At 67.3% G+C, this 19,319-nt stretch carries 15 protein-coding genes; 14 read left to right on the top strand and 1 reads right to left on the bottom strand.

The window, feature by feature from the left end:
* Positions 1-373 precede the first annotated feature (373 nt).
* From gatC to K9U15_RS05265, 5 genes are all read left to right on the top strand, one after another.
* The gene (gene gatC, locus K9U15_RS05285; RefSeq protein WP_041239741.1) at positions 374-685 is read left to right on the top strand and encodes an Asp-tRNA(Asn)/Glu-tRNA(Gln) amidotransferase subunit GatC; all 312 of its coding nucleotides are present in this window, start codon (positions 374-376) and stop codon (positions 683-685) included.
* Positions 685-2,190 carry an Asp-tRNA(Asn)/Glu-tRNA(Gln) amidotransferase subunit GatA gene (gene gatA, locus K9U15_RS05280; RefSeq protein ID WP_123673637.1) on the top strand — a complete coding sequence of 502 codons (1,506 nt, stop codon included), beginning with the start codon at positions 685-687 and terminating at the stop codon, positions 2,188-2,190. Before gatC ends, gatA begins: the two co-directional genes overlap by 1 nt.
* A gap of 2 nt (positions 2,191-2,192) precedes the next feature.
* Positions 2,193-3,770: an Asp-tRNA(Asn)/Glu-tRNA(Gln) amidotransferase subunit GatB gene (gene gatB / locus K9U15_RS05275; protein WP_301155718.1), complete on the top strand. Its 1,578-nt coding sequence runs from the start codon at positions 2,193-2,195 to the stop codon at positions 3,768-3,770.
* Positions 3,771-3,836: 66 nt separating this feature from the next.
* Positions 3,837-5,351, top strand: a complete 1,515-nt coding sequence (locus tag K9U15_RS05270) for a sodium:alanine symporter family protein (RefSeq protein WP_301155717.1) — start codon at positions 3,837-3,839, stop codon at positions 5,349-5,351.
* A gap of 186 nt (positions 5,352-5,537) precedes the next feature.
* The gene (locus K9U15_RS05265; RefSeq protein WP_096228132.1) at positions 5,538-5,822 is read left to right on the top strand and encodes a holotricin-3; all 285 of its coding nucleotides are present in this window, start codon (positions 5,538-5,540) and stop codon (positions 5,820-5,822) included.
* Positions 5,823-5,950: 128 nt separating this feature from the next.
* On the opposite strand, the gene K9U15_RS05260 is transcribed toward K9U15_RS05265, so the two are convergent.
* On the bottom strand, positions 5,951-9,406 hold the full coding sequence (locus tag K9U15_RS05260) for a hypothetical protein (RefSeq protein ID WP_301155716.1): 3,456 nt from the start codon (positions 9,404-9,406) through the stop codon (positions 5,951-5,953).
* A 290-nt stretch (positions 9,407-9,696) separates the two neighbouring features.
* Between K9U15_RS05260 and K9U15_RS05255 the strand changes: the two genes are divergently transcribed.
* From K9U15_RS05255 to K9U15_RS05215, 9 genes are all read left to right on the top strand, one after another.
* Complete coding sequence (locus tag K9U15_RS05255) at positions 9,697-10,614, top strand: DUF2797 domain-containing protein (RefSeq protein ID WP_301155715.1); 918 nt, start codon at positions 9,697-9,699, stop codon at positions 10,612-10,614.
* 339 nt (positions 10,615-10,953) lie between these two features.
* Entirely contained in the window at positions 10,954-12,699 is a 1,746-nt protein-coding gene (gene hisZ / locus K9U15_RS05250; RefSeq protein WP_301155714.1) for an ATP phosphoribosyltransferase regulatory subunit, read from the top strand.
* An 11-nt stretch (positions 12,700-12,710) separates the two neighbouring features.
* Positions 12,711-14,081 (top strand): histidinol dehydrogenase, encoded by a 1,371-nt coding sequence (gene hisD / locus K9U15_RS05245; protein ID WP_096228136.1) that lies wholly within the window; start codon positions 12,711-12,713, stop codon positions 14,079-14,081.
* Positions 14,074-15,165 carry a histidinol-phosphate transaminase gene (hisC, locus tag K9U15_RS05240; RefSeq protein ID WP_087191061.1) on the top strand — a complete coding sequence of 364 codons (1,092 nt, stop codon included), beginning with the start codon at positions 14,074-14,076 and terminating at the stop codon, positions 15,163-15,165. The genes hisD and hisC overlap by 8 nt, the downstream gene beginning before the upstream one ends.
* Positions 15,166-15,200: 35 nt before the next feature.
* Positions 15,201-15,794 (top strand): imidazoleglycerol-phosphate dehydratase HisB, encoded by a 594-nt coding sequence (gene hisB, locus K9U15_RS05235; protein ID WP_301155713.1) that lies wholly within the window; start codon positions 15,201-15,203, stop codon positions 15,792-15,794.
* Positions 15,791-16,591 carry an imidazole glycerol phosphate synthase subunit HisH gene (locus K9U15_RS05230; protein ID WP_301155712.1) on the top strand — a complete coding sequence of 267 codons (801 nt, stop codon included), beginning with the start codon at positions 15,791-15,793 and terminating at the stop codon, positions 16,589-16,591. Before hisB ends, K9U15_RS05230 begins: the two co-directional genes overlap by 4 nt.
* Before the next feature lie 5 nt (positions 16,592-16,596).
* Positions 16,597-17,385, top strand: coding sequence for a 1-(5-phosphoribosyl)-5-[(5-phosphoribosylamino)methylideneamino]imidazole-4-carboxamide isomerase (hisA, locus tag K9U15_RS05225; RefSeq protein ID WP_301155711.1), 789 nt, complete (start codon positions 16,597-16,599; stop codon positions 17,383-17,385).
* A complete protein-coding gene (gene hisF / locus K9U15_RS05220) occupies positions 17,379-18,143 on the top strand; it encodes an imidazole glycerol phosphate synthase subunit HisF (protein WP_087191033.1) in 765 nt (254 codons plus the stop codon). The genes hisA and hisF overlap by 7 nt, the downstream gene beginning before the upstream one ends.
* Before the next feature lie 142 nt (positions 18,144-18,285).
* Complete coding sequence (locus K9U15_RS05215; RefSeq protein WP_301155710.1) at positions 18,286-19,281, top strand: YhcG family protein; 996 nt, start codon at positions 18,286-18,288, stop codon at positions 19,279-19,281.
* Positions 19,282-19,319 lie beyond the last annotated feature (38 nt).

The following is a 19,319-nucleotide window of genomic DNA, read 5'->3' as shown; positions in this document are numbered from 1 at the left end:
GGCAGCTCGGAGATGCCGAGCGCCGTGACGTGCTCACGTATACGATGGGCGGATGCGGGGCTGCAGGGGCGGGCGGTTCCGCAGGAGGCGCGATGGTCGTCGAGGCGGTGGGCATGATATTTGCGAGCACGTTCGATCTTTTTCGTTGTGCGCCTGGCTGCGGCATGGTCGACAGGCGGGGTCGCGACTCCCCTTCCCGCCTCCTGACATTCTCCCCGCCCTTTTCCGGCCGGTGTTTCCTTGCGTCGCCGCACCCGCAGCGAGCCTTCCTTTGCTATCATGGGCGACGTTATGTTTTCACCTGTTCCACCTTCGGTTCCACCGGTGCCTGCCGCGGGCCGATGCGTGAAAACGAGAAGGGAAGAGCCACCCCATGACCCAACATGTAACCGAACATGATGTGCGCGACATCGCGGAGTACACGCGCATCGGCCTCACGGACGAGGAGGTGTCGCAGATGACGGTCGACCTGAACGCCATCATCGACAGCCTCGCGCCCATCACCGAGTACGACCTGGAGGGCGTGGAGCCCACGTTCCACCCCATCGGCAGCCTGTCGAACGTCATGCGCGACGATGTGGAGGCGCCCTCCTTCACGCAGGAGGAGGCGCTCGAGAACGCGCCCAAGCAGCAGGACGGCTGCTTCCTCATCCCGTCCATTCTGGGAGAAGGGGGCGATCGCTGATGGGCGCCGCATCCTCTTCCGCGTTCGGCGCGATGGGCGCCCGCGAGATCCGCGCGGGACTCGCCGCCAAGGACTTCAGCGCCCGCGAGGTCGCCGAAGGCTCGCTCGCGCGCATCGAAGCTGCGAACAAGGACCTCAACGCCTTCCTCGAGACCACCGGGCAGCTGGCGCTCGATGCCGCCGCGCGCATCGACGCGGCCGTGGCCGCCGGCACGCTGGACGAGCTCGGTCCGCTGGCCGGCGCGCCCGTGGCGTTCAAGGACAATATGAACCTGGCGGGCACCCATACCACGTGCTCGTCGAAGATGTTGGAGAACTACGTGTCTCCCTTCACGGCTACGTGCGTGGAGCGCGCCATAGCAGCCGGGGGCATCCCGCTCGGCAAGCTCAACATGGACGAGTTCGCGTTCGGCTCCTCCACGGAGACGAGCGCCTTCGGCCCCACGAAGAACCCGTGGGACGTCACGTGCGTGCCCGGCGGCTCGTCGGGCGGCAGCGCGGCGGCCGTGGCCGCGGGCCTGGCCACGGTCACGCTCGGCTCGGACACGGGCGGCTCCATCCGCCAGCCCGGCAGCTTCTGCGGCACGGTGGCCGTGAAGCCCACGTACGGCGTGGTGTCGCGTTTTGGCGTGGTGGCCTTCGGCAGCTCGCTCGACCAGGTGGGCCCGTTCGCGCGCTCGGTGGAGGACGCGGCGCTCGCCATGAACGCCATCGCCGGACGCGACGTGCGCGACTGCACGAGCCAGGACGTCGGCACCGACTTCACGGCGAACCTCGCCGAGGGCGTGCGCGGCATGCGCATCGGCGTGGTGCCCGCCTTCATGGAAGCCAAGGGCCTCACGCCCGAGGTCAAGGCCAAGGTGGAGGAGGCGGCGGAGCACCTGCGCGCCCTGGGCGCAGAGCTCGTGGAGGTGGAGCTGCCCAACGCCCAGGCCGCCATGAGCGCCTACTACGTGCTGGGCCCCTGCGAGGCCTTCAGCAACCTGGCCCGCTTCGACTCCGTGCGCTACGGCTACTGCGATCCGGGCCATAAGGATCTGGGCAGCCAGTACGAGGCCAGCCGCGCCATCGGCTTCGGCCCCGAGACGCGCCGCCGCGTCATGCTGGGCAGCTACCTGCTGTCCGCCGGCGTGTACGACACGTACTACTACCCGGCCCAGCAGGTGCGCACGCTCATCACGCAGGATTACGCGCGCGCCTACGAGCAGGTGGACTGCATCCTGGCGCCCGTGTCGCCGCGCACGTCGTTCAAGTTCGGCGAGGTGAGCGATCCCACGGACATGTACCTGTCCGACATGTTCACCATCTCCATCAACATCGCGGGCAACGGCGGCATGAGCCTGCCGGCGGGCCTGGGAGCGGACACGCACCTGCCGGTGGGCGTGCAGCTGATCTCGCCGGCGTTCAAGGACGAGAACATGTTCCGCGCGGCCGCGGCGCTCGAGACGGTGTACGGCACGGCCCCCGTGGCGCCGGCCTACGCCGATGGAAAGGCAGGTGAGTAGCCATGCGCAAGCTCGAAGAAGTGCTGCAGGATTGGGAGGCCGTCATCGGCCTCGAGATCCATGCCGAGCTCACGACGCTCGACACCAAGATGTTCTGCGGCTGCAAGCTGGAGTTCGGCGCCGAGCCGAACACGCACACGTGCCCCGTGTGCCTGGGGCTTCCCGGCGCGCTGCCCGTGCCGAACCGCGCCGCCATCGAGTCCATCGTGCTGGCGGGCCTGGCCACGAACTGCGACATCGAGAAGCACTCGATGTTCTACCGCAAGACCTACATGTACCCCGATATGTCGAAGAACTACCAGACCACGCAGGGCCCCGTCGCCTTCTGCATGCGCGGCCACCTCGACCTCGACGTGGACGGCGCGGCCGCGAAGGAGCGCGTCGACCTGGACGGGCTCGACGTGGGCGAGAGCCGCGGCAACGTGACGCGCACGGCGGACGGCTACACCGCCCACGTGGGCATCACGCGCATCCACATGGAGGAGGACGCGGGCAAGATGGTGCACATCGGCGGCGGCGAGGGCCGCATCGCCGGGGCCACGCACTCGCTCGTGGACTACAACCGCGCCGGCACGCCGCTCACCGAGCTCGTGACCGAGCCCGACCTGCGCACGCCCGAGGAGGCGCGCCTGTTCATGCAGAAGCTGCGCCAGATCTACCTGGCGCTCGGCATCTCCGACTGCTCGATGGAGGAGGGCAGCATGCGCTGCGACGGCAACGTGTCGCTGCGCCGCCGCGGCGCCAAGGAGTTCGGCGTCAAGACCGAGCTCAAGAACATGAACAGCTTCAAGAACCTCCACGACGGGCTGGCCTACGAGATCTGCCGCCAGGCGGAAGTGCTCGAGGAGGGCGGCCAGATCTTCCAGGAGACGCGGCACTGGGACCCCTCCAAGAAGCGCACCATCGTGATGCGCGTGAAGGAGACGGCCGACGACTACCGCCTGTTCCCAGACCCGGACCTCGCGCCCTACGACCTGACCGACGAGTGGATCGACTCGGTGCGCGCCAAGCTCCCCGAGCTGCCCGACCAGAAGGCGGCCCGCTTCGAGGACGCGTTCGGGCTCTCCGCCTACGACGCGCGCCACCTGGTGGAGCATCGCGAGACGGCCGACTTCTTCGAGGCGTGCATGGAGCTTGCCGGCGATGACGTGGCCAAGCTGGCCAAGCCGGTGGCGAACCTCGTGATCAACGACGTGACCGCCTATCTGAACGCCGCAGACGGCGTGAAGCTCGCCGACACGGCGCTCTCGCCCGCGCGCGCGGTGGCGCTCGTGAAGCTTGTGGCTGCCGACGCCATCTCGTCCAAGCAGGGCAAGGAGGTGTTCGCCGCCATCCTCGAGGAGGACAAGGACCCGGAGGCCATCGTGGCCGAGCGCGGCATGGAGCAGGTGTCGGACACCGGCGCCATCGAGGCCGTCGTGGACGCGGTGCTGGCCGCGAACCCCGACAAGGTGGCCCAGTACCAAGGCGGCAAGACCGGCCTCATCGGCTTTTTCGTGGGCCAGTGCATGAAGGAGATGCGCGGCCAGGGCAATCCGAAGGTCATCAACGAGCTGCTCGTGCGTCAGCTTAACAGCTGACGCACGCGCTCGGCGCCTCTCGCTGATGTTACGAACGACCTGTGGGTCGAGGGGAAGGGGATTCCAATGGACTTCAACGAATGGCTCGTCGGGTTCACCGGGGAGTTGAGCGGGTTTTTGTACACGTACATCCTGCTGTTGCTGCTCGTGGTGGTGGGCGTGTACTTCACCATCCGCACGAAGGCAGTGCAGCTGCGCTACCTCAAGGACATGTTCTCGCAGCTGACCGAGAAGAAGCACGTCCAGGGCGAGCGGTCCATCTCGTCGTTCCAGGCGCTCATGGTGTCCACGGCCTCGCGCGTGGGCACGGGCAACATCGCCGGCGTGGCCACGGCCATTGCAACCGGCGGTCCGGGTGCCGTGTTCTGGATGGGGCTCATGGCCATCATCGGCGCGGCGTCGGCGTTCGTGGAGTCCACGCTCGCGCAGATCTGGAAGGTGCGCGGCAAGGAGGGCGAGTTCCGCGGCGGTCCGGCCTATTACATCGAGCAGGCGCTCGGGAAGCGCTGGCTGGGCGTTTTGTTCGCCGTGCTGCTCATCCTGTGCTTCGCGTTCGGGTTCAACGGGCTGCAGGCCTTCAACGCCACGTCATCGCTCGAGTACTACATCCCCGACTACGCAACGAACGGCACGGCCATCGCCTGCGGCATCGTGCTGGCGGTGATGACGGCGTTCGTCATCTTCGGCGGGGCGAAGCGCATCAGCGTCATCACCTCCATCATCGTGCCCATCATGGCCGTCGGCTACATCGGCATCGCGGTATGGACCACCATCGCCAATATCAGCGAGCTGCCGAAGGTGTTCGGCATGGTGCTTGCCTCCGCGTTCGACTTCCAGGCGATCTTCGGCGGCTTCGCAGGCTCGGTCGTGATGCTGGGCATCAAGCGCGGCCTGTACTCCAACGAGGCCGGCATGGGCTCCGCGCCGAACGCGGCCGCCACGGCGAGCGTGTCGCACCCTTGCAAGCAGGGCCTCGTGCAGAGCCTGTCCGTGTACATCGACACGTTGCTCATCTGCACGTGCTCGGCCATGATGGTGCTCGTGTTCTACGTGCAGGACCCCGAGGCCGCCGCCGCGCTCAACGGCATGCCGCTCGTGCAGATGGCGGTGAACAACTCGGTGGGAGAGGTCGGCATCCACTTCATCACGTTCGCCATCTTCGCCTTTGCGTTCTCCAGCCTCATCGGCAACTACTTCTACGCTGAGAACAACCTGCGCTTCATCAAGGGCAACAGCAGGGCGCTCTTGTTCGTGTTCCGGATCGTGTGCCTGGGCGTCATCTTCTACGGCGCGGTGAACAGCTTCGACCTTGCGTGGAACCTCGCCGACATCTTCATGGGCTTCATGGCCATGGTGAACCTTGTGGCCATCCTGCTTCTGGGGAAGTGGGCGCTCAAGGTGCTCGACGACTACACGGCGCAGCGCAAGGCCGGCAAGGACCCGGTGTTCGTGGCTGACCGCATCCCCGGGCTGCCGAAGACCGAGTGCTGGCACACCGAGACGGTGGAGGATTTCGGCAAGCCCCCGGTGCAGGAGTACCTCGACGAGCAGATAGAGGTGGAGTACGCGGGGCTGAGCTGACGGCGGCGCGCGTGTCCGGCACCGGTTGCGTTCGGCGGCGGACGCGGGCGGCGGCAGGCGCGCGAGCGGCGACCTAGCGTTCCGGTAACGGAACGCCAACGCCCGGCGCTCGATGCGCCGACGTGGTAGGATGGCAGGAAACGCGGAAGAGCGCCAGGCAGTGTGTGCTCGAGGGAAGGGGACGGCATGGCAGACGAGAACCGACGCGCGGGCGACTGGCAGCGCAAGGACCTGCGGCAGAACGCGAACGACCTGGTGGAGGACCCCAACCCGAAGAAGTGGCACCAGCAGACGTTCTGGATCGTGTTCTTCCTGCTCGTCTTCTGGCCGGTGGGCATCGTGCTGGTGTGGCGGAGCGGTTGGCACTTGGCGGCCAAGGTGCTCGCAAGCGTGTACGTGGTCGTGGCCGTGTACTTCTCCTACAACATGTTCCTCACCGTGCAGGCGATGCAGGCTGCCGGCATGGCGTAGCGCCGCATTCGCTCCGCATGCAGGCGGGCTCAAGGATTCGCTCGCTGCTCTGGCTAAAGCGAGCTTTGCGTGGGCGAAGGCGGGATCCGGGGGTGCCGGATCCCGCCTTCGCTGGGTTTCGGCGCGTCCTAGACCATCCCCCTTCTCTCGTACTTCGTCTCCGAGGTGCACCAGGGCCAGACGTCATGGAGGTAGCCCCAGCCATAGCCCACCCAGTACACACTTTCATGCCGTGCGGCTGTTACGCCGCGCAGTACCCGGGATGCTTTGATGTCGTACACGTCTACCGAAACGGTGCGCACGTGGCGAACGGCTAGCTGGTCGCTCACCTTGTTGTAGCTCGCATCGCTTACCACCACATGGGCGGGCGGCGCTTCCTTGCTCTTCCACTGCACGAGCGGTTTCGGACGCCCCTTGGGGGAGTCGCCGGTATGGGTGTTTTCGGTGCGGACCGCTAGCATGGTGAAGCCTAGCGCGCGCAGTTCGCTGAAGATGTTGCTTGCGTCGCTCATGTCCAGCCCGTAGTCGTGAAGGGGCTTTTGGCTGTACTTGATCTTTCGAACCTGGGGCAGGTTCGCTTCCATCTGCTGCCATTGAGCCAGATTGAGCTCGCCGGTGAACGAGTACATCAGAACATCGTCGCGCTCCACGCTCTTCCCGAACGGGGCGTTTTCGAAGTATGCATCGTCGTACATGCGGCCAGAAAGCGGGCCGGTGTGGTTGTCGAGCGAATACACATGCTCGTTGATCAAGCAGCGTATTTTTTTGTTCGCAAGCGGCTCGGTGGCTTGGCGCAGCGGGGACTTCTGGAACTTTTCCTTGTAGGTCATAGAGTCTTGGTCCCATACGCGCTCCCGTTGCCCAACAAGCTTCTTCAGCACCTGATCGGCCTGTTTCCCGAGGTCTTCTTTGGCGAGCGTGGCGTTGAGCTTCTCGGCGTCGGTGCCGGTGCCCTCGACGGTCGAAAGGTAGGCCATGGACGACAGGTAGCCGTACAGGTACGAGGTGATCATGCAGCCCAGGTACACGTCTTTGATCTCGAAGGTTTCCGGATCCCAGTTGTAGTACGTTTCGATCCAGTTGTAGTAGTCGCTCACCACGTCTTTGGTGCCGGTTCCCGTGATCATGCTGCCCAGGTTCACCGTATCGGCGTACACGGTGGTGTTGAGCAGCCCGTTTTTGGCGTCGATGGCCTGCTTGAAGCTCGTCAGCGTCTTCTGGTTCTCTTCCGTCAACTCCTCGAACGTCGTCGCATCAAAGCCGCCGTTCGCCAGCTCTTCCTCTGTCATGGTGCCGATGATGGCCGTGTACAGGGTTCCGTAGCTGTTCAGGTGGTCCATGAGCCACTTCACCTGGTACCAATCCGACTCGAAGCCGCCGCGCTTGTCGATGGCGCGCAGCTGGATAGCCAGGTTGTCAACGCTGGTTTCCATGCGCGTGAGCTGGCCCTTCATCTGATTCAGTTCGTCAAGCACGTCCTTGATGTCGTATTGGGGGCCGGTTTCCAGCAGCGCGGCGATGATACCCAGGATCTGCGAGATGCCCTGGCCGATGTTGGATGGGTCGGACGAGCAGAAGTAGCTGATAGCCGAAACCAGCTTCTCCAGCACCTCGAACACCGTTTTCGCGGTGCGCATGTCATCCTCTTGGCTGTAAAGCGCCGTTCCGCCCACGATGCTGGCCAGCGATTCGTCGGAGAGGTTGACGGCGCAAGGTCCCTGGGCGATGCCCAGCTTGTTGAGCACCACGCCGTCGGCCAGGTCGACCTCGTGACCGCACATGAGCTGCGTCATCTCTTCGAGGAACTGCTCGTTGGCCTGCTCTTTGGCAAGGCCGCTCTCAGTGTAGGCGCCGTACCAGCTTTTCACCGTTTCGGCGTCGATGCCGAAATCGAAGTCGAAGCCGTTCTCGCGCACGTCGGTGAACACCACGGCTCCGGGATTGCCTTCCAGGATGCCGGCGTCTCCGGTTTCGCCGAGGCCGTAATCCGGGGGAAGGGTGGGGGCCTGGCCCGGCAGGGTGATCTGGGAGTTGCCGGTCCGGTTGAAATCGGTGATCTTCACGCTGCCGTCCAGCGCGCTGAACTCAACCGTGTTGTGCACGGTCAAGGAGCCATCCTGGTTTTCCGTGACGCTTTTCGCCTTCACGGTGCCGTACGGAACGGCTGCTGCGGCATCGGCGGTGGAGACGGCGTCTTCGGTGGCGTCGTCTCCGTCGTAGTAAGAGGGGTGCGCGATGGCGACAGGTGCCTCCCCTTCAAGGGCGATTGGATCGACGGCAAGCTGGTCGTCGGCATCGAGGGCGGCGGACAGCGCCTTGAACTGGTTGAGCGGCGTGTCGGCGGTTGCCGCTACGGCAAGGGTGCCGCGCGTCGCGTCGTTTGCGTCGACGGCGAACGACGTTGCGGACAAAGACGGATCGACGAAGGAGAAGTGCCCAGCCTGCGCGTCGGAAGAGAATCGCCCGTTTTCGAGCGAGACGGGGAAGGTGAACGTGTCGTCCTCGTAGGAGCCTTCGGCAACGTGGAACGTGACGAGGGCTTCCTCGGCGGCCAGCGTGGCTTCACCGCTTGCGGCGGCGTTGGAGAACGATCCCGGGCCGAAGACCATGACTCCTCGTGCGCCCGGTGCGCCAAGGTCGCCCCCAAGGGTGACGGCAAGGGCCGACCCTTCGGTGCCGTCGAGCATCGTCGCAGTGCCGACATGCTCCACGGCAGTGACGGACAAGCCCTGGAAATCACCGTCGAGCGAGATGGCGTCGAGCGGCAGCTCGTCGGCGAAGGGCAGGTTGGACACCAGGTTGATCCGGGCGCGTTTCGCGTTTGCCGAGGCTGCTGCCCCGCCGATCACTTCCACGTTCGCCTGGGAGAACGCGGCTTCCTGGTCGGTGGACCCCACCGTGAGCATGGCGGCTACGGTGGCGCCCGGCGCGGTGCAGGTTGCAGAACCTTCGAGCGTGAACGAGGTCACCGCGGCCTGCTCGCTCTCCTCGTCGGCGTGGGCTTCGCGCGGCACCAGGGGCGCCAGGCCCGCTACGAGCACGACGCCCATGAGCGCACCCATGGTCCCCTTTGCCCGGCGGCTGCGCGCCTGCTTGCGCGAGAACGTGGAGGCCGCCAGCGCGATGAAGCCCGCAGCCGCTGCGGCCGCTAGCGCGATGCCGACGGCTTTCCCCTTGTCGCCCGTGGGCGCAAGCCGCTTGAACAGGGAGGGTTCAAGCAACACGTTCAGCTTCAGTTCGATCGTTTCGCCGGCTGCCAACGTGTCGGCCTCGCGAACCGCGGCATCGCCGTCGCGAGCCAGTTTCACGCCCTGCGGCAGCTGGGCTTCCAGTCGCACCTTGTTCCAAGCGATGGGCGTGTCGTTCGTAACGGAGAATGCGACGACGGCCTGATCTCCGGGTTCGTATGCGTCCCTGTCGAAAGAGCCGACGATCTTCGGGATGGGAGGGTTGTCGGCCCCTGCTTCCTCGGCTTGCGCATGCGCGGGAAGGATGCAGGCGGCAGCGATCAGGAGCGCGGCTATCGCCAGGAGGCGGACCGCTGCGAAGGGGGTCTTGGTAAGGGATAGCGCTTGGCGTGCCATGGTGCCTCGTTTCTGCGGGAGGGGACGCGTTGTTCCCCGGCTTGCACACGACGATGCCAGTATAGAGCGGTGCTCCCAGAGGGGGATACGGCCCTTCGAAGGCGGTCGCGCCCCCTGCGAAACCGGTTGCGCGGCAATCGCCGGCGGCTGGCGGTATCCGCCGCGTGCCGTCGGCTTCTGTGCGGATTCCGGCCCTTTCGCCGCATTCCCCCGCCGCTAATGCTCCTCGTACGCTATCATTCTCCTCGAAACCTGACGGGATGCATAGCAGTTAACGCGAGGTCACTTATATGGACAACATCGAAACCGGCCGTGCGGCCGTGCTGGCTGGACACGGCTGCGACGAGGACGGACCCTACCTGCTGGTGAACGACCGCGTGCGCAACGTGCAGGTGCGCGTGGGCGTGCGGGGACGCACGTTCTCGCTGCGACGCCTGCCCGTGCGCCGCTGCGTTGGGCGCCACGACCTGGAGACCCACGCCAAGATGCCGTGCCCGCTGGACGTGCAGCTGCCGCCCGAGTCCAAGGTCACGGTGTGCCCGGCCTGCCAGGAGGCAACCGGGTTCAACCCCTCGTTCTACAACACGGACTTCGTCTCCCCGCAGCAGCGCGCCTACAACGCGGAACCGCATATCGCCTATCTGGCGTACTTCTCGCCGGCGCATGTGAAGGCGGGCATCACGGGCGCATCGCGCGGCGTCCGCCGCCTGCTGGAGCAGGGGGCGCGGGCCGGGCGCATCGTCGGGCGGTTCGACGACGCCTACGCGGCGCGCGAGCTGGAGGCGGCGCTCTGCGCGCAGCCCGGCATCGCCGAGACCATGCGCGCGTCCAAGAAGGCCGACCTGCTGGCGAACGAGCGCTTCGACGCCGCCGAGGCCGTCTCCGTGCTCGACCGCGAGACCGCGCGCCTCGCGCAGGTGGAGGCCGTGGTGCGCGCCGGGTTCGCGCCCGAGCCGGTACAGGACTTCTCGCCCTACTACTTCGGCGGGCCCTCGCCCTCATGCGACGACCTCCAGCAGCCGGATGGCGCGCGCGACGTGTGCGGCGGCCGCTGCATCGGCATGGTGGGCAGCGCCATCGTGTTCGAACAGGGCGGCGCGAGCTTCGTCGTGTGCCTGAAAGACTGGGAGTCGCACGAGGTGGAGCTCGTGGAGAACGAGGTGCTGTGCACCTACGATTTCGCTCCCCAGCAGATGTCGCTGCTGTAGGGGAGCAGGGCCGCGCCCTCGATGGGTGGTGGCCGCACGCCGTTCGTCCATGCTCTCTTGCTCGGTGATTCTCGCTGCGGGCTTGATTTCCTATTGCTTTATCACTCTACTGTGCTAAAGTATAGCGACGCGATGCAGAACGGCCCGCTTGCTGCCGCAGGCGCATGGGTCGGTGGTATCATCGGGTCGAATCGCCGCGATGAAGGCCGCAGCGACGGATGCGGAACCGCTTCTCGCCCCCGAGCCCGCCCGGCGCTCGGCCGGCGAAGCCGAAGAGGTGGAGCCCGGCATCCTGGCTGCGTCGTATTGGAGAACCGCGAGGGAAAGAAGCGCGAACCTATGAATTATGTGACACCGGCAGGATTCCGCGACGTGCTCACGGACGAGGCGCAGCAGCGCGAGCGCATCACGCGCGCCGTGCAGGAGCGTTTCGCGGCGCGCGGGTACCTGCCCATCGAGACGCCCACGCTCGAGGTCATGGACGTCATGCGGGCGGGTGGCCGTCTGGCCGGGTCCCCGTTTCGCTTCTTCGACGCGCGCGGCGACCTTTTGGCCATGCGCCCCGACGTCACCTTGCAGGTTGCGCGCATGACGGCAACGCGCCTGGCGGGCCAGCCGGGACCGTTCAGGTTCCGCTACCTGCAGCGCGTGTTCCGCGAGGCCGAGGCGGAGATGCAGGCGAAGGCGCGCGAGCTCACGCAGATGGGCATCGAGTGCATCGGGGAGGAGGGCCCCGAGGCCGACGCCGAGGTCGTGGGACTGCTCGCCGAGGCGCTCGACGTGGCGGGCGCGCGCGGCTACACGCTGGCGCTGGCCACGGTGGGCGTGCTGCGGGCGCTGCTCGAGGCGAGCGGGGCGCCCGCATGGTGGAAGGAGCAGGTGCTCGACGCCTACCATGCGTCGAACTTCGTGGAGCTCGACCGCCTGACGGCGCCTGCGGGCGCCGGTCCCGTTCCGGATGCGGAACCGGGTGCGCGCGCTTCGGTGCCGCCCGTGTTCGCGGCCGCCATCCGCGCGCTGCCGCGCATCCGCGGCGGGCGCGCTGCCATCGACGAGGTGCGCGCGCTCGTGGCGCCGCTCGGCTGCGAGGACGGCCTCGACGCGTTCGCCCGCACGTACGACCTGCTGGAGGAGGCGGGCCTGGGCGAGCGCATCCTCGTGGACTTCTCGGTCATGAGCTCGTTCGACTACTACACGGGCCTCGTGTTCGAGGCGTACGCCCCGGGGCTCGGCACCCCGCTCGGCAGCGGCGGCCGCTACGACAACATGATAGCCGCCTACGGCGAGAGCCGCCCCGCCGCCGGCTTCGCGTTCTTCTTGGAACAAGCCATGGCCGCCGCCGCCGCGGTTCCGGCGGGCTGCGAGAACGCGCCCAGCGTTTCTGCGGCTCCCAACCCCTGCCCGTTGCGCATCGCGGTGCCCAAGGGCTCGCTCAACGGCGACACCATCGCGGCGCTCGCCGCGGCGGGGCTCGACGTCACGGGGCTTGCGAACCCCGGCCGCCAGCTCATCATCAAGAACCCGGGCGTGGAGTACGTCATCGTGCGGCCCACCGACGCGCCCACGTTCGTGGCGCTGGGTGCGGCGGACTGCGGCATCTGCGGCAAGGACTCGCTCCTGGAAGCCGATTCGGACGTCGTGGAGTTGGTGGACCTGGCATTCGGCGCATGCCGCTTCGTGGTGGCCGAGCCGGCCGCCGCGGCGGGAGCGGCCGACGAGCGCTACCGTGAGCTCGGTTCCATCCGCGTGGCCACGAAGTACCCCGGCATCACGGCCGCCCACTTCGCCCGCCAGGGCAGGGAGGTGGAGATCGTGAAGCTGCACGGCAACATCGAACTGGCGCCGCTCACCGGCATGGCCGAGCGCATCGTGGACATAACGGCCACCGGTACCACGCTCGCCGAGAACGACCTCGTGGTGGTTGAAGAGGTGCTGTCATCGACCGCTCGGTTCTTCGCGAACGCATGCGCGTTCCGCACCGATGAGCGTATCGTACAATTGACCCAGGCGCTCGCGCAGGCCGTCCAGGCCGCCCCGCAGGCGCAGGACGACCCTGCGCCGCAGGCGCCGACGAAGCAAGGATAAGGAGCAGCCCCATGCGTCGTGTGATACTCGAACCCGGCGAGGTTTTCTCGAACAAGCACCTCAAGCGCACCGGCGCGTTCAACGCCGCCGCGCTCACGGCGGCCACCGCCATCATCGAGGACGTGCGCGAGCGGGGCGACGCCGCCCTGCGCGACTACACGGAGCGCTTCGACGGCGTGCGCTTGGAGGATTTCCGCGTGCCGCAGCTGGCCGTCGACGAGGCCGCAGCCTACGTGGACGACGACACAGCACGCGCGCTGCGCCAGGCCGCAAGCCAGATCCGCGACTTCCACGAGCGCCAGCGCCAGCAGAGCTGGTTCACCGTGCGCGAGGACGGCGCGCTCGTGGGCTCGAAGGTGGAGCCGCTGGAATCCGTGGGCATCTACGTGCCGGGCGGACGCGCGCTCTACCCCTCCACCGTGCTCATGAACGCCCTGCCCGCCGCCGTGGCCGGCGTGCCGCGCATCGTGTGCGTGACGCCGCCCGCGAAGTCGGGCAAGCTCGACCCGGCCATCCTCTACGCCTGCCGCCTAGCGGGTGTCACCGAGATATACGCGGTGGGCGGCGCGCAGGCCGTGGCCGCGCTCGCCTACGGCACGGAGTCCATCGAGCCGGTGGCGAAGATCACCGGCCCCGGCAACGCCTACGTGGCGGCCGCGAAGAAGGTGGTGTCGGGCGACGTCGGGATAGACATGATCGCGGGCCCGTCCGAGGTGTGCGTGGTGGCCGACGCCACGGCCGACCCGGCGCTCGTGGCCATCGACCTCATGGCCCAGGCCGAGCACGACCCGTTGGCCGCATGCTACCTGGTGACGTTCGACGAGGCCTACGCCGACGAGGTGGAGCGCGCCGTGGAGCGCCACCTGGAATCGTCCACGCGTGCCGAGATCACCGCGGCGTCGCTGGCCGACCAGGGGCTCGTCGTGGTGTGCCGCGACATCCCGCAGGCGCTCGCGGCCGTGAACGTCATCGCGCCGGAGCACCTGGAGCTGCATCTCGACCACGCCTTCGACCTTCTGGGCGCCATCCGCAACGCGGGCGCCATCTTCCTGGGCGCGTGGACGCCCGAGGCCGTGGGCGACTACGTGGCCGGGCCGAACCACACGCTGCCCACCGGCGGCACGGCCCGCTATGCCTCTCCGCTCTCGGTGGACGAGTTCGTGAAGAAGTCGAGCGTCATCCAGTACTCGCCGGCCGCGCTCGCCCGCGACGCCGACGCCGTCACCACCATCGCGCGCCACGAGGGCCTGTGGGCCCACGCCATGAGCGTGGAGATGCGCCAGAACCTGCTGCGCACGGGCAACGTGTTCGGCGAGGAGGGCGGCCCCATGGGCGCGGCCTCGGGTGCCGGCGCCGTGGGAAGCGGGGGCGCCGATGCGTAGCGTGTGCTGCTCGGCCCCGCAGCTCGCAGGGCTCGAGCCCTACGATCCGAAGTACCTGCCCGCCGAGGCCGTCCTCTCGGCGAACGAGAACCCGCATGACGTGGAGCAGGAGGTGCGCCACGAGATCATGCGCGAGGTGAAGCGCGTGGCCCTGAACCGCTATCCGGACCCGTTGGCCAACGACCTGCGCGACATGATCGCCGAGGCGAACGGGCTCGACCGCGACCAGGTGCTCGTGGGCAACGGCGGCGACGAGCTGCTGTTCAACCTGGCGCTCGCGTGGGGAGGTCCGGGGCGCACGTTCCTCAACCTGCCGCCCACGTTCTCGGTGTACGACGCCAACGCGCGCCTCACGAACACGACGGTGGCGAACGTGCCGCGGCGCGCCGACTTCTCCATCGACGAGGAGGCCGTGCTCGCGCGCGTCGCCGAGGGCGGCATCGATTATCTCGTGGTCACGAGCCCGAACAACCCCACGGGCGAGCTGGCAAGCGAAACGTTCGTCTGCCGGCTGCTCGACGCCACCGACGCGCTCGTCATGGTGGACGAGGCGTACTTCGAGTTCTCGCGCCAGACGATGCGCCCCTACCTGGCACAGCACAAGAACCTCGTGATCCTGCGCACGTTCTCGAAGGCGTTCTCCCTGGCCGGCGTGCGCATGGGCTACCTTCTGGGCGATGCCGAGGTCATCCGCGAGTTCGTGAAGGTGCGCCAGCCGTATTCGGTGGACGCCGTGTCGCAGGCCATCGCGCGCGTCGTGTACGCGAACCGTGCGAAGTTCGAGCCGGGCATCCGCGCCATCATCGAGGAGCGCGCCCGCGTCGTCGACGGACTCAAGCGCATACCCGGCGTGAAGCCGTACCCGTCGGACGCGAACTACGTGCTGTTCCGCCTGGAGAACGCCGGCACTGTTTGGGAGATGCTCTACGGCCGCGGCGTGCTCGTACGCGATTTCTCGCGTGCGCCGGGCCTCGAGGACTGCCTGCGCGTGAGCATCGGCTCGCCCGGGGAGAACGACGCGTTTTTGCGCGCCCTGCGCGATGCCGTGATGGGGAAGTGCGACTTGAGGGTTCCTTCGGCCTGACGGCTGGACCAGCGAGCTTAGAGAAAGAGACGAACATGAACCAACGAACCGCCACCGTCGAGCGCACGACGAACGAGACGGACATCCGCATCGTCGTGAACCTCGACGGCACGGGCGCCGTCGACGTCGAGACGGGCGTTCCGTTCTTCGACCACATGCTCACGGCGTTCGGGCGGCACAGCCTGATAGACCTGGCCGTGCGCGCGAAGGGCGACATCGAGGTGGACGCGCACCACACGGTTGAGGACACGGGCATCGTGCTGGGCCAGGCCGTCGACCGCGCGCTCGGCGACAAGCGCGGGATCGCGCGGTTCGGCTCGCTCGCGCTGCCGATGGACGAGGCGCTCGTGCTGGCGGCCGTGGACCTCTCCGGTCGCGGCCAGCTGCACTGGGCCGTGGACGTGCCCCCTGTCATGCTGGGTACGTTCGACGCGTCGCTCGCCAAGGAGTTCTTCATCGCCTTCGCGGCGAACGCGGGTCTCACGCTGCACGTGCGCAGCCTGGCGGGCGAGAACGCGCACCATCTGGTGGAGGCGTCGTTCAAGGCCGCCGCGCGCGCGTTGCGCCAGGCTGTCGAGCGCGACCCGCGCATCGGCGACGCGCTGCCTTCCACGAAGGGCGCGCTGTGACGGCCCCGCGCATCGCGGTCGTCGACTACCGCAAGGGCAACCTGAAGAGCGTCGAGCGCGGCATCGACGCGGCGGGCGGCGACGCGTTCATCGCGTCCGACCCCGCGGCCATCGTCCGCGCCGACGCCGTCGTGCTGCCGGGCGTGGGCGCGTTCGCCGACGCGGCCGCCACGATGGAGGAGCTCGGGCAGGTCGGCGTAGTGCGCGAGCGCATCGCCGCCGGCGTGCCGTTCCTCGGCATCTGCTTGGGGATGCACCTCATGTTCGAGGAGGGCGTCGAAGGCGCCCCGCAGGAGGATGACGAGGCCTCCACCCACAACGCCCGCGGCCTCGCCGTGCTGCCCGGCGTTGTGGCGAAGATGCCCAAGCAGGACGAGCAAGGCCTCTTCTACAAGGTACCCCATGTGGGTTGGAACACGGTGCACTTGCGATGCACGCAGCAGACGGACGGGGCGGCGCCCGCCAAGCGAGTTCCGCACGAGCCGAACGGTCCAGTGGACCGTTCGTGCGAGTCAGGACTGCCGAGCGACTGGGCGTTGCCCCGCCCGTCTGCGGACGGTTCCGAAACCTGCCCCCTGTTCGACGGCATACCGTCGGGCACCTACTTCTACTTCACGCACGGCTTCGTGGCGCCGTCGGGCCCGTTCGTCGTCGGGGAGACGACGCACAGCGTGACGTTCCCGAGCGCCGTCCAGTACGGTGACGTCGCGTTCGGCGTGCAGTTCCATCCCGAGAAGAGCTCGGACGCCGGCGCGCGTCTGCTGCGCAATTTCGTGTCCATCGTGAAAGGGGCGTGAACGCCGTGTACCTGCTTCCGGCCATCGACATCCTGGGCGGCAAGGCCGTCCGCCTCGCCAAGGGCGATTACGACCGCGTGACCGTGTACCACGACGACCCCGCCGCCCAGGCGCAGCTGTTCGAGGAGCAGGGCGCGACGTGGCTGCACGTGGTGGACCTCGACGGCGCGCGGTCGGGGACCCCCGAGAATATCGCCATCATCGAGCGCATCATGAAGAAGACCCTGCTCAAGGTGGAGGTGGGCGGGGGCGTGCGCTCGCTCGGCACCATCGCGCGCCTGGCCGACGCGGGCGTGTCGCGCGTGGTGCTGGGCACGTCGCTCGTGGCCGATCCCGCCTTCGCCGAGGCCGCCATCGCGCAGTACGGGAGGCTCTTGTGCGCGGGCATCGACGCGAAGGGCGGCGAGGTGGCCGTGGCCGGCTGGCGCGAAGGCGCGGGCGTGGCGGCCGAGGAGCTGGCGCGCGACGTGGCGGCGCTCGGCTTTAGGCATCTCGTGTACACCGATATCGCGCGCGACGGCATGCAAACCGGCGTCGAGGCGGCGGCGTACGCGGCGATGGCCGAGGCGTTCGGCCATCCGGTGATCGCGTCGGGCGGCGTGGCCGGCGTGGACGACCTCGTGCGCCTGGGCGAGGTGGCCGGCAGCATCGAGGGGGTCATCGCAGGGCGCGCCGTGTACGAGGGCGCGCTGTCGGTGGCCGACGGCGTGCGCGCCTGCGCCGAGGCCACGCGCCGCGCCGAGGCCGCCGCCATCGCGTCCGACCCGTGCGGGATGGGAGGTGCGCGATGCTAGCGAAGCGCGTGATCCCCTGCATGGACGTGAAGGACGGGCGCGTGGTGAAGGGCGTCAACTTCGTGAACCTGCGCGACGCGGGCGACCCCATCGAGCTCGCGCAGCGCTACGACGAGGAGCGCGCCGACGAGGTGATCTTCCTCGACATCACGGCCACGAGCGACGACCGCGCCACCACCGTCGACCTCGCCAGCCGCGCGAGCGAGCAGCTCCACCTGCCGTACTGCGTGGGCGGCGGCTTCCGCAGCGTGGCCGACATCCGCGCGATGATCGCGGCCGGCGCCGACAAGGTGTCGGTGAACTCGGCCGCGGTGGCGGATCCGTCGCTCATCACGAGCGCCGCCGCGGCGTTCGGCTCGCAGGCCATCCTCTGCGCCATCGACGCGAAGCACGTCGCGGGCGCGGGAGACAAGTGGGAGGTCTACGTGCACGGAGGGCGCAAGGCTACGGGCATCGACGCTGTGGAGTGGGCGCAGGAGGCGGCGCGGCGCGGGGCGGGGGAGATCCTGCTCACCAGCATGGACCGCGACGGCAGCCGCGACGGCTTCGACTGCGCGCTCACCCGCGCCGTGGCGCGCGCCGTGGACATCCCGGTCATCGCCTCGGGCGGGGTGGGGAAGCTCGAGCACTTCGCCCAGGGCGTCATCGAGGGCGAGGCCGACGCCGTGCTGGCCGCGAGCGTCTTCCACTTCGGCGAGCTCACCGTGCGCCAGGTGAAAGAGCACATGCGCGCCCAGGGAATCCCGGTGAGATTGTAGCGCATTCCACTTGAAATAAGAACAAGTGTTTGCTATACTGCTTTTTGGTTGGCAAGCCGCCTAACCCAAGCCCGGCGTTCTGGCTGTGGCTCTCGGGACAGCCTGCTGAATACTCGAATCAGGGGAAAGAGGAGGCTGCGCCATGCTCGCCAACAACGATGACTACTTGAACGCTCTCGGTCGGATCAAGAGCGAGATAGCCGAGGCGCAGAACCGCGCCGTCCAAAGCGCCAACGCGGAGGTGATCCGGCTGTATTGGCGCGTGGGTTCGGTTCTAAACGACAATTCGCGTTACGGGAAGGTGTTCATCGAATCGCTCGCAAAGGACATCCGCCTCGCATTTCCGAAGATCAAGGGCTTTTCGGCTCGCAGCATGTGGTACATGCAGAAGTTTGCCTCGGAGGTGGATTCTGAATTCTGCAACAGCTGTTGCAGAATTCCTTGGGGCCATATAACCCACCTTCTCGATAAGACGGAGCCAGGGGCTGGGCGCGAGTGGTACGTGCAGGCCACCATCGAGAACGGGTGGAGTCGTGCGGCGCTCCTGCATGAAATAGAGACCAAGCTGTACGAACGCCAGGCGCTGGCTGGAAAAGTAAGCAATTTCGAGCGGACGCTTCCAGCTCCTGAAAGCGAGCTTGCCCAGCAGGCGCTCAAAGACCCTTATATCTTCGACTTCATCACGGCGAGGCAGGGGGCGGTCGAGCATGAGGTGGAAGACCGCATGATGGAGAACATCACCCGGCTCTTGCTCGAGCTTGGCACGGGGTTTGCGTTCGTGGGGAGGCAGTACCACCTCTCGGTGGGTGAACAGGACTTTTACGTCGACCTGCTCTTTTACAACATCCGATTACGCAGCTACGTGGTCGTGGAATTGAAGAACGCCGCATTCAAGCCCGAGTTCGCCGGCAAGCTGAACTTCTATCTCTCGGCGGTGGACGACCTGCTGCGCACCGAGCATGACAACCACAGCATTGGGCTGTTACTATGCAAGACGAAGGACAACGTGGTGGCCGAGTACGCGCTGCGCGACATCGGCAAGCCGATGGGCGTGAGCGAGTATCGACTTGCCGAGGTGCTGCCGGAGGGGTTCGCCGAGTTGCTGCCGTCGACGGAGGATATCGAGAAGCGGATGTGAGAAGGCGATTGTGCAACAGCTGTTGCACAATTTGCGAG

This window comes from Gordonibacter sp. RACS_AR68 (assembly GCF_030418485.1).
Taxonomy (GTDB): Bacteria; Actinomycetota; Coriobacteriia; order Coriobacteriales; family Eggerthellaceae; genus Gordonibacter; species Gordonibacter urolithinfaciens.
This window is presented reverse-complemented; position numbering and strand designations above follow the sequence as displayed.

Coding starts and splice junctions, on each gene's coding strand:
- gatC (WP_041239741.1), top strand. CDS start 374: ATGACCCAACATGTAACCGAACATGATGTGCGCGACATCGCGGAGTAC.
- gatA (WP_123673637.1), top strand. CDS start 685: ATGGGCGCCGCATCCTCTTCCGCGTTCGGCGCGATGGGCGCCCGCGAG.
- gatB (WP_301155718.1), top strand. CDS start 2,193: ATGCGCAAGCTCGAAGAAGTGCTGCAGGATTGGGAGGCCGTCATCGGC.
- K9U15_RS05270 (WP_301155717.1), top strand. CDS start 3,837: ATGGACTTCAACGAATGGCTCGTCGGGTTCACCGGGGAGTTGAGCGGG.
- K9U15_RS05265 (WP_096228132.1), top strand. CDS start 5,538: ATGGCAGACGAGAACCGACGCGCGGGCGACTGGCAGCGCAAGGACCTG.
- K9U15_RS05260 (WP_301155716.1), bottom strand. CDS start 9,406: ATGGCACGCCAAGCGCTATCCCTTACCAAGACCCCCTTCGCAGCGGTC.
- K9U15_RS05255 (WP_301155715.1), top strand. CDS start 9,697: ATGGACAACATCGAAACCGGCCGTGCGGCCGTGCTGGCTGGACACGGC.
- hisZ (WP_301155714.1), top strand. CDS start 10,954: ATGAATTATGTGACACCGGCAGGATTCCGCGACGTGCTCACGGACGAG.
- hisD (WP_096228136.1), top strand. CDS start 12,711: ATGCGTCGTGTGATACTCGAACCCGGCGAGGTTTTCTCGAACAAGCAC.
- hisC (WP_087191061.1), top strand. CDS start 14,074: ATGCGTAGCGTGTGCTGCTCGGCCCCGCAGCTCGCAGGGCTCGAGCCC.
- hisB (WP_301155713.1), top strand. CDS start 15,201: ATGAACCAACGAACCGCCACCGTCGAGCGCACGACGAACGAGACGGAC.
- hisF (WP_087191033.1), top strand. CDS start 17,379: ATGCTAGCGAAGCGCGTGATCCCCTGCATGGACGTGAAGGACGGGCGC.
- K9U15_RS05215 (WP_301155710.1), top strand. CDS start 18,286: ATGCTCGCCAACAACGATGACTACTTGAACGCTCTCGGTCGGATCAAG.